Source organism: Streptomyces sp. NBC_01515, assembly GCF_045040345.1.
In the GTDB taxonomy this organism is placed as follows: Bacteria; Actinomycetota; Actinomycetes; order Streptomycetales; family Streptomycetaceae; genus Streptomyces.
Genome location: NZ_CP109416.1, coordinates 7767936 through 7779803, shown reverse-complemented (window position 1 = coordinate 7779803; position 11868 = coordinate 7767936). Strand labels below are relative to the sequence as shown.

The 11868-nt window shown below is 68.1% G+C and carries 10 protein-coding genes; 2 read left to right on the top strand and 8 right to left on the bottom strand.

The features are described from left to right. Positions 1–42: 42 nt before the first annotated feature. The gene (locus OG407_RS35285) at positions 43–630 is read left to right on the top strand and encodes a TIGR03086 family metal-binding protein (RefSeq protein WP_405863526.1); all 588 of its coding nucleotides are present in this window, start codon (positions 43–45) and stop codon (positions 628–630) included. On the opposite strand, the gene OG407_RS35280 is transcribed toward OG407_RS35285, so the two are convergent. Further along, on the bottom strand, positions 623–1495 hold the full coding sequence (locus OG407_RS35280) for a thioesterase family protein (RefSeq protein WP_405863524.1): 873 nt from the start codon (positions 1493–1495) through the stop codon (positions 623–625). The two genes, OG407_RS35285 and OG407_RS35280, sit on opposite strands and share 8 nt — an antisense overlap. 163 nt (positions 1496–1658) lie before the next feature. Here OG407_RS35280 and OG407_RS35275 point away from each other — a divergent pair, with 163 nt between their 5' ends. Further along, a complete protein-coding gene (locus tag OG407_RS35275; RefSeq protein ID WP_405863522.1) occupies positions 1659–2900 on the top strand; it encodes an alpha/beta hydrolase in 1242 nt (413 codons plus the stop codon). Here the strand turns inward: OG407_RS35275 and OG407_RS35270 are convergent. The 7 genes from OG407_RS35270 to OG407_RS35240 form a co-directional block, all read right to left on the bottom strand. Then, complete coding sequence (locus OG407_RS35270) at positions 2809–3465, bottom strand: trimeric intracellular cation channel family protein (RefSeq protein WP_328678900.1); 657 nt, start codon at positions 3463–3465, stop codon at positions 2809–2811. The genes OG407_RS35275 and OG407_RS35270 overlap by 92 nt on opposite strands. 46 nt (positions 3466–3511) lie before the next feature. Next, positions 3512–4903: a M1 family metallopeptidase gene (locus tag OG407_RS35265; protein ID WP_405863520.1), complete on the bottom strand. Its 1392-nt coding sequence runs from the start codon at positions 4901–4903 to the stop codon at positions 3512–3514. Between the two features lie 98 nt (positions 4904–5001). Further along, on the bottom strand, positions 5002–6534 hold the full coding sequence (locus OG407_RS35260; RefSeq protein WP_405868786.1) for a dipeptide ABC transporter ATP-binding protein: 1533 nt from the start codon (positions 6532–6534) through the stop codon (positions 5002–5004). A 32-nt stretch (positions 6535–6566) separates the two neighbouring features. Continuing rightward, positions 6567–7664: an ABC transporter ATP-binding protein gene (locus tag OG407_RS35255; protein ID WP_405863518.1), complete on the bottom strand. Its 1098-nt coding sequence runs from the start codon at positions 7662–7664 to the stop codon at positions 6567–6569. Beyond that, positions 7661–8668 (bottom strand): ABC transporter permease, encoded by a 1008-nt coding sequence (locus OG407_RS35250; protein ID WP_033282771.1) that lies wholly within the window; start codon positions 8666–8668, stop codon positions 7661–7663. The genes OG407_RS35255 and OG407_RS35250 overlap by 4 nt, the downstream gene beginning before the upstream one ends. A 75-nt stretch (positions 8669–8743) precedes the next feature. Beyond that, positions 8744–10495: an ABC transporter substrate-binding protein gene (locus OG407_RS35245; protein WP_405863516.1), complete on the bottom strand. Its 1752-nt coding sequence runs from the start codon at positions 10493–10495 to the stop codon at positions 8744–8746. 53 nt (positions 10496–10548) lie between these two features. Then, positions 10549–11547, bottom strand: a complete 999-nt coding sequence (locus tag OG407_RS35240) for an ABC transporter permease (RefSeq protein WP_403587100.1) — start codon at positions 11545–11547, stop codon at positions 10549–10551. Between the last annotated feature and the right edge of the window lie 321 nt (positions 11548–11868).

Genomic DNA, 11868 nt, shown 5'->3' with positions numbered 1-11868 from the left:
TGTTGACGGAAACTGTCAGGTTATGGGTCCAGCATCGGTGCCATGAACACCAACGCGAACGACCCCCGCCCCCTGTACACCCGCGCCACCGAGCAGGCCGCCGCCCTGATCAGGACGGTACGGCCGGAGCAGCTGGCCGGTCCGACCCCCTGCGCGGAGTTCGACGTACGGACCCTGCTGAGTCATCTCGTCGGCGGCACCCACCGGATCGCGACGGTCGGCGAGGGCGGTGACGGCATGGCCGTCCACCCCTTCGTGGACGGCGTCGACGACAAGGGCTGGACGGCCGTGTACGACGAGGCCCGCGTCCGGGTCCGCGCCGCCTGGGCGGACGACGCCCGGCTGGACGCGCTGGTCCGGGTCCCGTGGGGGGAGGCACCGGGCCGGATCGCGCTCTCGGGCTACGTCATGGAGAACGTCACCCACGCCTGGGACCTCTCCGAGGCACTGGGCCACCCCATCCAACTCGACCCGGAATTGGCCGAGTTCGCGCTCACCATCGCCCGCCGGGTCCTCCCCGACGCCGAACGGGACGCGGACACCCCCTTCGCCACGGCACAGGCGGCACCTGAAGGAGCCGACGCGTACGGCCAGTTGGCGGCCTGGCTCGGACGTAAGCCGGTCAGCTGAGCCGGGCCCGCGCCAACTGCCGTGCCTGGGCGACCAGTCGGTCCTCGCTGTCCCAGACCTCCGCGTCCTCCTCCAGGAAACCGCCGGCCAGGTTGCGGGTGGTGATCGACACCCGCAACGGTCCCGGTGCGGGGCGGGCGCGGACGTGGACGGTGAGTTCCACCGTGGGGACCCAGCCCTTCAGGCCGATCTCGAAGGCGGTCGGGGGGAGCGCGTCCACCGCGAGGAGCAGGGACAACGGGTCCGCGTCGCGGCCGTCCGCCAGTCCGAACCAGGAGCGCATCTCGCCCTTGCCGGAGGGGGCGCCCAGGGCCCAGCCGAGGGTGGACGGGTCCAGCTTCAGCATCAGGCGGTCCGTGATCGCCGAGCTGCCGGAGACGGGGGTGGGGCCGTCCTCCGGGCCGAAGCACTGCTCCATGGGCGGGAACACCGGCGGGCGAGCCGTCGTACGGACGTCGTCCGGGAGGGTGTCCAGGTCGCCGTAGGAGGCCAGGACCCGGATGCGTTCGACCTCCGTGCCCTCTTCGTCGTACTGGAAGAGGGACGCCTGGCCAGTGGAGAGGGTGCGGCCGGTGCGGACCGTGTCCGTGCGGATGACCGCCGGGCCGGGCTGGGACGCCGTGAGGTAGTGCGCGGAGATCGTGAACGGGTCGCTGTGCGGGAGGGCGTCCGCCAGGGCTCGGCCCAGGACGGCGAGGAGGTAGCCGCCGTTGACGGCGCTGATGATCGTCCAGCCGGCCGAGAGGTCGATGCCGTAGACGCCCGGGGCGCGACGGGTGACCGCCGTGTCGCGGTCGAACTCGCTGTCGCCGATCGTGGCCCGTCTGGCCCGCGGGGGCGCCGGGGCGGGTGCTGCTTCTCGCATGGATGAACCGTACAACAGGTGATTACTAAGCGGTAGCTTTGTTGTTGCGGGCAGATGAAAACACCGGCACGTTGTCGGCCGGTCGGGTGAGGAACCGGCAATTTCTTGGTAAGTGTCCGAACTCGTCCGTGACCCGCGGCCCGCGATCCCCCTCTTTGGGGACATGAGCCTCACCGGGACCTCGTTCCTCTACACCGCCGTCGTGCTGACGATCGTCGCCCTCATACTGCCGCTCGTGCTGTGGTCGAGGATGCGCGGCCCCAAGGCCGTTCGCGTGGCGGCACGGGCCCTGATGCTGCTGTTCGCCCAGGCCACGGCCGTCACCCTGGTCTTCGTCGTGGTCAACAACCAGAACAACCTCTACGACAACTGGGCCGACCTCCTCGGCACCGGCAACCACGTCCAGCAGGCCGCGAATCTCGGCAGGAACGGCACCGGAAACATCTCGCTGAACCGGTTGCCCAAGGTGAAGCAGGCCTTCTCGCCCGCCGAGGGTCCCGGCATGCGCGCGGCCGGCGGGGTCGAGGTCACCCAGCTCAAGGGCCAGGTCTCCGGCGTCAACGCCGAGGTGTACGTGTGGCTGCCGCCGCAGTACAAGGAGCCCGCCTACCGGCACCACAAGTTCCCGGTGGTGGAACTGCTGCCGGGCTATCCCGGCTCGGCCAGGGCCTGGTTCGGGTCGCTGCACGCGAACGAGCAGCTGCTGCCGCTGATGAAGAGCGGGCGGGTCGCGCCGTTCATCCTGGTCGCACCGCGCACCAACCTGCTGGCCGGCGTCGACACCGGCTGCGCCAACATCACCGGCACGGTCAACGCCGACACCTGGCTGAGCGTCGACGTACCGAAGATGGTCATGGACAACTTCCGCGCCGAGCCCGCCCCTTCGGGCTGGGCGGTGGCCGGCTACTCGGCCGGCGCGCACTGCGCGGTCAAGCTCGCCGTCGCCCACCCGGACCGATACCGCGCGGCCGTGGGCATGTCCGGCTACAACGACCCGATCGGCGAACGCAATTCACTCGCCGCCGCGAGCCCGGCCCTGCGCGCCGCCAACAACCCGTACCTGCTGCTCAGGGCGGAGAGGACCCCGCCGCCGATCGCGCTGTACATCTCCGGCGAGTCCGGCGACGGCTACCAGGCGGGCACGGCCCTGGCATCCGTCGCCAAGGCGCCGACGACCGTGCACGTGGTGTTCCTGCCGCGCAGCGACGGCGGCCACACGATGGCGCTGTGGCGGCCGCAGGTGAAGGCGGTGTTCCGCTGGCTGACCCTGGAGATGGGCAAGAACCGTCCGCACCCGAAGACCGGGAGGACGACTACTCCTCACGCACGGTCGACCTCCGGTTCCACGCACGCGGAGCTCGCCAGTGGAACCGCATCGCGAGCAGGCGCAGCACGAAAGCGGTGACGACCGCGAGCCCGCTGGTGAACGGGCCCAGCACGTCGTAGCGGATGCACACGGCGACCATGGTGGCGCCGACGATGGCGGGGACCGCGTACAGGTCGCGGTCCCAGCGGAGCAGGGACGGAGTCTCGTTGGCCAGGACGTCCCGCAGCACACCGCCGCCGACCGCGGACCCGAGACCGAGGGCCACCGAGGCGGTCAGGCCGAGCCCGTAGTCGTACGCCTTGACCGTGCCGGTGACACAGAACAGGCCGAGGCCGGCCGCGTCGAAGACGTTGACGCCGGACTGGATGCGCTCCACGTGCGGATGGAGGAAGAAGACGAGGAGCGCGGCGAAGAGCGGGGTGCTGAAGTAGCCCAGGTCCGTGAAGGCGGCCGGGGGCACCGCCCCGATGATGAGGTCGCGGAACACCCCTCCGCCCAGCGCGGTGACCTCGGCGAGCACGGCGATGCCGAACACGTCGAAGTTCTTGCGGACGGCCAGCAGCGCGCCGGAGATGGCGAACACGAAGATGCCGACGAGGTCGAGCGTGTGCTGGACGGAGGGGCTGAACAGTTGCTGAAGCACCCCACATTGTTACTCGCGGGGATCGGTCAGCGGATCTCTCGTGGATCTACAGGGTGGGCTTGCCCGGCGTGTACAGCCAGGTCTGGAACAGGTCGTCGAGCTGTTGCCCGCTGATCTTCTCGGCGAGCTTGATGAATCCGGCGGTGTCGCCGTTGCCGTAGCGGTGGAGTTTCGTCCAGGCGGGGAGCAGCTTGAAGAACGCGGTGTCGCCGATGCGTTCGCGGAGCATCTGGAGGGTCATCGCGCCGCGCTGGTAGACGCCGGAGGCGAACATGGTGTCGCGCTGCGGATCGGCCACGACGGTCTGCCAGAAGGAGCTGTCGGCGGGGCGGGAGTTGTAGCCGGCCAGGAACGAGTCGTGCGCGGTGCGGGTGCCCTGGTGTTCGGCCCACAGCCACTGGGCGTAGGTCGCGAAGCCCTCGTTGAGCCAGATGTCCTTCCAGTGCGCGACCGACACGGAGTCGCCGAACCACTGGTGGGCCAGCTCGTGCACGATCGTCGTCTCGTTGCGCACGGCCGAGTAGGCGGGCTTGCTCTGCACCTCCAGCGAGAACCCGGCCTCCGGCATGTCGTCGACGATCGCGCCGGTCTCCTCGAAGGGGTACGGCCCGAAGAGCTGCGACCAGTAGTCGGTGGCGGCGGCGGTCACGGCGTACACGTCGACGCTGTTGCTGTTGGCGAGGACGGGGTCGATGGCGACGTAGATCGGGATGCCACCGGGCGTCTTCCCCGTCCTGACGTCGAACTTCCCGATGGTGGCCGTGGCGAGGTAGGTCGCCATGGGCTTGCTCTCGCGCCAGTGGGTGTACGTCGAGGCGCCCTTGCTGTACGTCGAGACGAGCCGGCCGTTGGAGACTCCGGTCAGGCCCTTGGGGGCCTTGATGCGGATGTCGTAGGTGGCCTTGTCGGAGGGGTGGTCGCTGGACGGGAACCAGGTGGAGGCGGCGTTGGGTTCGCAGGCGACGAAGACTCCGTCGGGGGTCTTCATCCAGCCGTAGTCGGAGCCGAACACGATGGGGCCGTTGAGGGGTTCGGGGACACCGCCGTAGGTGACGCTGACGGTGAAGTCCTTGCCCTTGCGGAGGAAGTCCCGCGGGGTGATGCGCAGTTCGTCGCCGGTGCGGGTGAACTGGGCCCGTCTTCCGTTCACTTGGACCTTGGTGACCTCCAGCTTCTGGAGGTCCAGGTCGAAGGAGGAGAGGTTCTGGGTGGCGCGGGCGGTGAGCGTCGTACGCCCGTCGAGGCGGTCGGTGTCGGGGTTGTAGGCGACGTCCAGGGCGTAGTGCCGGGCGTCGAAGCCGCCGTTGCCGAGTTGGGGGAAGTAGAGGTCACCGATGCCGTCGGCGCCGGGGGTGGGGGCGGAGGAGGCGGCGATGACAAGAAAAGAGGCCGCCGCTGTCGCGAGGGCCCCCAGACGTGCCGAACGGGAGAGTGCCATGAGTCGTCCCTTTCGGGTGCGTTTCCGATCAGACGGACGCGCTCGACTCTGCACTCTCCCGTTTCGACATGGACATGACTTTACCAACTCGTCATGTGCTACTTGGCAGTTGACTCCTGATCGCCGGATTCCGCTTCGGGGGAAGCGGGGGCCGGGGTTTCGGCCACAGGCTGCTCCGCCGCGGTCTCCGCCGACTCCGCATCGGCGGCCTCGGGCGTCTCCGCCGCGGATTCCTCGGCGTCCGCCGGAGATTCGGCGGCAGCCGTGGATTCGGCGGGAGCAGGCTCCGCGGTGACAGCCGCTGCCGGCGCCGAAGGCTTCTCGGTCGCGGCGGGCGCAGCCGCGTCCGGCGCCTCGGTCACGGCAGCGACCTCGGCCACCTCAACCTCGGCTTCCGACTTGCTCTCGGCATCCGCCGTGATCTCGGCTTCGGGCCCGACCTTGGCTTCCGGTTTGGCCTCGGATCCCGCCTCGACCTCAGTTTCCGCCTCGACCTTGGCTTCCGCCCCGGCCTCGGACTCCGGCTCGACCTGCGCCGGCTTCCCCAGGACCGCCGCGCCCACCAGTTCCACCGCTTCCTTCGCGGCGCTCAGCAGGACGGTGTCCTGCGGGGCCTGGTCCGCGAAGTTCTCCGGGTGGTGGCAGGCGACCTGCTGGCCGGGCCGGAGCTCGATCAGCTGGGGCTCCTTCGTCCGGCAGATCTCCGTGGCCTTCCAGCAGCGCGTGTGGAAACGGCAGCCGCTGGGCGGGGAGATCGGCGAGGGGACGTCGCCCTTGAGCAGGATGCGCTCGCTCTTGGCACCCCGGCGCTTGGGGTCAGGCACCGGCACGGCCGACATCAGGGCCTTGGTGTACGGGTGCATCGGCGACTCGTACAGCTTGGTGCTGTCGGCGAGTTCGACGATCTTGCCGAGGTACATCACCGCGACCCGGTCCGAGACATGGCGGACGACGGAGAGGTCGTGCGCGATGATCACGTACGTCAGGCCGAGCTCCGTCTGGAGGTCGTCCATGAGGTTGACGACCTGCGCCTGGATCGACACGTCGAGCGCCGACACCGGCTCGTCCGCCACCACGAGCTTCGGCTTGAGGGCCAGCGCGCGGGCGATGCCGATGCGCTGGCGCTGGCCGCCGGAGAACTCGTGCGGGTAGCGGTTGAAGTGCTCGGGGCTCAGGCCGACCAGTTCCAGAAGGCGCTGGACCTCCTTGCGCACCCCGCCCTCGGGCTCCACGCCCTGGAGCCGGAACGGCGCCGAGACGATCGAGCCGATGGTGTGCCGGGGGTTCAGGGAGCCGTACGGGTCCTGGAAGATCATCTGGATGTCCCGCCGCAGCGGACGCATCCCCGCCGCGTTCAGGGTCGTGATGTCCTGGCCCTCGAAGTGGATCGAGCCGCCCGTCGGGTCCTGGAGCCGGGTGATGACCCGGCCCATGGTCGACTTGCCGCAGCCCGACTCCCCGACGACGCCCAGGGTCTCGCCCTTGCGTACCTCGAAGTCGATGCCGTCGACGGCCTTCACCGCGGCGACCTGACGCTGCAGGATCCCCTTCTTGATGGGGAAGTGCTTCTTCAGGCCCTCGACCTTGAGCAGTACCTCACGGTCCTCCGAGGAGGCCGCCTGCTCCGGCACGACCGCGGTGGCGGTCTGTTTGTTCGTATCGCTCACAGCTTCGGCGCAATCTCTTCGGTCCAGATCCGCGTACGGTCCGCAGCCGGGAGGTGGCAGGCGGACCAGTGCCCGCCGGGGACCAGCTCCAGCTCGGGGCGCACGGTTCGCGTGACGTCGCCCTTGGGGATGTCCGCGTACGGGCAGCGCGGGTGGAAGGCGCAGCCCGAGGGGACGTTGATGAGGCTCGGCGGCTGGCCCTTGACCGGGATGAGCCGCTCCGAGGTCTCCCGGTCGATGCGCGGCATCGAGCCCAACAGGCCCCAGGTGTACGGGTGTTGCGGCTTCTCGAAGATCTCGTCCACGGGACCGCGCTCCACGCACCGGCCGCCGTACATGACCAGGACGTCGTCGGCGATCTCGGCGACGACACCGAGGTCGTGGGTGATCAGGACGACCGCGGAGCCGAACTCCTTCTGCAGGTCCCGGATCAGGTCGAGGATCTGCGCCTGGACGGTCACGTCCAGGGCGGTCGTCGGCTCGTCCGCGATGAGCAGTTCGGGGTTGTTGACCAGGGCCATCGCGATCATGGCGCGCTGGCGCATACCGCCGGAGAACTCGTGCGGGTAGCCGTCGACGCGCTTGGCCGGCTCGGGGATGCCGACCCGGTCGAGCATCTCGATCGCACGCTTGCGGGCGACCTTCTTGCTGACGTCGTTGTGCACGCGGTACGCCTCGACGATCTGGTCGCCGATCTTGTAGTACGGGTGCATCGCGGACAGCGGGTCCTGGAAGATCATGGACATCTGCCGGCCGCGGAGCTTGCGCACCTCGTCCGGCTGGGCACCCACGAGTTCCTGGCCGTCGAGCCAGATCTCGCCGGTCATCCGTACGTTCTTGCCGCGCGGGCCGAGCCGGTGCAGGCCCATGATCGCCAGCGAGGTGACGGACTTGCCGGAGCCCGACTCGCCCACGATGGAGAGGGTCTTGCCCTTCTCCAGCGAGAAGCTGAGCCCGTCGACGGACTTGACCACGCCGTCGTCGGTCGGGAAGTGCACCTTGAGGTCGCGGACTTCGAGGAACGCGTTCGGGGCGGACTTGGCCGTGTCGACGGGCTCGCCGACCGCGGCGCCGGTTTTGGAAAGGTCGGTCACGAGAGCCTCACCCGCGGGTCGGCGGCGGCGTACAACAGGTCCACCAGAAGATTTGCGATCACTACGAAGAACGCTGCGAGCAGGGTCACGCCGAGGATCGGGGGCAGGTCGTTGCTCTCGATCGACTGCACCGCGTACTGGCCGATGCCGTGCAGGGAGAACACCGACTCGGTGATCAGCGCACCGCCGAGCAGCAGACCGAGGTCCATGCCGAAGACGGTGATGATCGGCGTCAGGGCGGCCCGCAGACCGTGCTTGACGACGACGTTGCGTTCCCGCAGACCCTTGGCGCGGGCCGTGCGGATGAAGTCCTCGTTCATCGTCTCCAGCATGCCCGAGCGGGTGAGCCGCGCGTAGATGGCGGAGTAGAGGAGCGCGAGCGAACACCACGCCGGGAACAGCGTGTTGGCCCACTGCGCGGGGTTCTCGGTGAACGGGACGTAGGTGCGGCCGAAGATCGGCCACTGGTACGTGAAGAGCAGGATGGCGAGGTTGCCCGTGAAGAACATGGGCAGCGAGACACCCGCGAGCGCCACGCCCATGAAGGCGCGGTCGAAGAACGACCGCGGCTTGAGCGCGGAGATCACACCGACCGTGACACCGGACAGCAGCCAGAGCACGGCGGCGCCGGAGGCCAGCGAGATGGTGACCGGAAGGCGGGAGGTGAGCTGCGGCCAGACCTCGACGTGGTCCTTGAAGGAGTAGCCGAAGCAGGGCGCGTCGCAGTGCACCGTGGTGGGGCCGAGGTTGTAGGTGGCGCCCGCCACGATCCCCTTGATGAAGTGCCAGTACTGCAGGTAAAGGGGCTGGTCCAGACCCAGGTTGTGCTTGACCGCGGCGATGTCCGCCGCCGACGGGCTCTTCCCGATGTACTGCTGGGCCAACTGGTCCGCGGTCTGGCCGGCGAGCCGTGGCAGCAGGAAGAAGATGCCGAAGGTGACCGCGGAGACGACCAGCAGCAGGATCACCGCTGCGACCGTCCGACGGAGAATGTACGAGATCACGGGGATCGGCGCTGGTGCCCGCGGGCCGCAAAGCCCGCGGGCACCAATGCCTTCACCTGCCTTCCGGGGCTACGACTACTTCGCGGTGCCGATGTTGAGGTAGTCGTACTGGCCGCTGAAGGCCGCCGTCGACACCAGGTTGCTGTAGTTCGCCGGACGGGCCAGCAGGACCTTGAAGTAGGTCAGCGGAACGAGGGCCGCGTCACTCATGGTCTGCTTGTCGATCTGGGCGTACATGCTGTTGCGGGTCGCGACGTCCTCGGTGCCGATGGCCTTGGCGAGGAGGTTGTTGACCGTCTTGTTGTCGTACTGCGACAGGTTGGTGTTACCCGAAGCACCGATCGCCTCACCGTTCAGGATCTGCTGCTCGAAGCCGTAGCCGGAGGGCCAGTCGGCACCCCACTGCATCATGATCAGGCCGATGTTCTGCTGCTCGGTGAACTTCGGGACACCCGCGTAGTCGGTGAAGTACTTGCCCGACGGGTACTGCTTCAGGCTGGCGTTGATGCCGACGGCCTTCAGCGAGTTGATGATCGCGGTGGCCGCGGAGATCTCCTGCGGACGGTCGCTGCGGGCCGACAGGTTCGTCGAGATCGACGTCTTGCCGCAGGCCGTCAGCTGCGCCTTGGCCTTGGCGACGTCACCCTTGTTGCCCGTGGTGGCGTACTGGTCGGCCTTCTCGTAGCCGGTGATGTCCGGCGGCAGGACGGTGCTGGCGATCTCACCGCGGATCGGGCCGCCCTCGGCGGTCTGCACGGAGACCTTGTCGATGGCGTACTCGACGGCCTTGCGGCAGGCCACGTTGTCGAACGGCTTCACCTTGGTGTTGATCGCCATGTAGACGAGACGGCCACCGAAGGTGTTGTCCGTGCCGGCCTTCTTGTCGGCGGAGGTCAGCAGCTGCGCCTGGGTCGCGGCCTGGACACCCGTACCGCCCATGTCGATCGCGTCGCCCGCGAGGACGTCCTTGTCGATCGTGTCGGCGTTGACCTTCAGGTTCACGACGATCTTGTCCGGGTACTGCTTGCGCAGCGGGTCCGTCGCCGCGTTCCAGTTCTTGTTGCGCACGAGGACGGCCTGCTTGCCGTCCTGGTAGCTCTGGAACTGGTACGAGCCGGAGGACACGATGTTCTTGACGTAGTCGACGCCCTTGTCCTTCGCCTGCGGCACCGGAGCCGTCTGCGGCGCCGCGACCAGGTAGTCGAACTCCTGGAAGGCCGTGTTCAGGTGGAAGACGATGGTGGTGTCGTCCGGCGTCGCGATGGACTTGAGGCCGTCGGCGCTCTTGTCCTTGTACGGTCCCTTGTAGTCCTTGCCGCCGACCAGGAACTGCTGGAAGTAGTTCGGGCCGAGGGAGAGCACGTCACGCGCGAAGTTCGAACGCTCCACGGCGTACTTGACGTCCTTGGACGTGATCGCCGTGCCGTCCTGGTACTTCAGACCCGAACGCAGCTTGTACGTCCAGGTCTTGCCGCCGTCGCTGGAGACACCCTTGCTCGCGGCGAGGTCCGGGACCAGGGTGTTCCCCTTGGAACCGGGGCCGGGCTCGAACGTCATCAGCGGCCGGGCGTACAGCCGGCTGAAGTTGTACATGTACGCGTAGTACGTGTTGCCCGGGTCGAACGAGTCCGGAACGTCGGACAGTTCGTAGGTGACCGTCCCGCCCTTGTGCGTAGAGGCGTTGACGACGTCCTTGGTCGCTGCGTTGGCCCCAGCCGCCTTCGTCCCACCGTTGTCACTCTTACTGTCATCGGCCTTGCTGCAACCTGCCATGAGCAGTGTCGCGGAGCCGATGGCCGCAACTGCGGCCAGCGCTGACCTTCGCATGATGGTCTGCTTCCTCCATTGTCGGAAACTTGATGGACTCTCGGGTGCGGGCCCTAGCGGCTGCGGGGGTCGAGAGCGTCGCGGAGACCGTCGCCCAGCAGGTTGAACGCCAGGACGGTCACGAAGATGGCGAGGCCGGGAACGATCATGTACGCGGGGTCGACCTCGTAATAGGTGACCGCGTCCCGCAACATGCCGCCCCAGGATGCCTGCGGGGGCTGGATACCGACCCCGAGGAAGCTGAGGGACGCCTCGAAGAGGATGTTCGTCGGGATGAGCAGCGTCGAGTAGACGATGATCGGGCCGACCAGGTTGGGCAGCAGCTCCCGGAAGAGGATGTACGGCCCCCTGGCGCCCATCCCCCGGGAGGCGTCCACGAACTCCCGCTCGCGCAGGGCGAGGGTCTGGCCGCGGACGATCCGGCCCAGGTAGGGCCAGTTGAAGAAGCCGATGACGAAGATCAGCACGCTCAGGTGGAGCGGCAGGCCGCTGAGGCCGAAGGCGCCGCCCTGCAGGGTCGCCGAGATGGCGATGGCGAAGAGCAGCAGGGGGAAGGCGAGGAAGGTGTCCATCAGCCGGCTGATGATCGAGTCGACCCGGCCGCCGTAGAAACCCGCGACGACGCCGAGGATCGTGCCGATCACGTTCGACAGGATCGTGGCGCCGAAGGCGACCACCAGCGACACCCAGGAGCCTTCGAGGATGCGGGTGGCGACGTCCCGGCCGAACTGCGGGTCCACGCCGAGCGGGTGGTCCCAGCTCATGCCGCCCCAACCGCCCCTGGGCAGCGAGGTGTTGGCGTCGATCAGGTTCTGGTGGAAGGCGTCGGGATCCAGTCCGAAGATCGACTGGATCGGACGGGAGAGTGCCGCGACCAGGATCAGCAGGACGACGATGACGCCGCCGGCGACGGCGACTCTGTCCTTCTTGAACCGGGTCCAGGCGATCTGTCCAAGGGAACGGCCCTCGATCTGCCCCTTCTCGGCGCCGACGAGCACAGCCTCCGGCTGCGCCCCGGCTTCCGCCCCCGTGGTCTCGATCGGTGCGGTCACTGTGACCCGACCCCTCTCGCCGGTGGTTACCGGCTTACGCCTGCCGCGGATTAGCGGCTTTGTCGACTTGCAGTGGACATGGGTCCCTGGACCCTGTGTCTGAGTCGCGAGTCTTCAGCGTGGCTGCGATCACCCGCCAGGTCTGACGGCGAAAGTATGCGCAACCGTGATGCTTAACTAGGGATTCCGTTATCCGAACAGTGGGTAACGCCCCCCGGACGCCGGGCACTTGGGACAGAACGGAGATTCGGCGTCTTTCGGGGCACCACACCGCCGTCTACGCGCGAAGAAAAGTGTCGTAGACGTAAATCCTGCGGAGAA

What these genes read in the sequence shown, in the direction of transcription:
- OG407_RS35265 (WP_405863520.1), bottom strand. Translation starts at nt 4,903, where the DNA reads ATGGCACTCTCCCGTTCGGCACGTCTGGGGGCCCTCGCGACAGCGGCG.
- OG407_RS35275 (WP_405863522.1), top strand. Translation starts at nt 1,659, where the DNA reads ATGAGCCTCACCGGGACCTCGTTCCTCTACACCGCCGTCGTGCTGACG.
- OG407_RS35285 (WP_405863526.1), top strand. Translation starts at nt 43, where the DNA reads ATGAACACCAACGCGAACGACCCCCGCCCCCTGTACACCCGCGCCACC.
- OG407_RS35245 (WP_405863516.1), bottom strand. Translation starts at nt 10,495, where the DNA reads ATGCGAAGGTCAGCGCTGGCCGCAGTTGCGGCCATCGGCTCCGCGACA.
- OG407_RS35280 (WP_405863524.1), bottom strand. Translation starts at nt 1,495, where the DNA reads ATGCGAGAAGCAGCACCCGCCCCGGCGCCCCCGCGGGCCAGACGGGCC.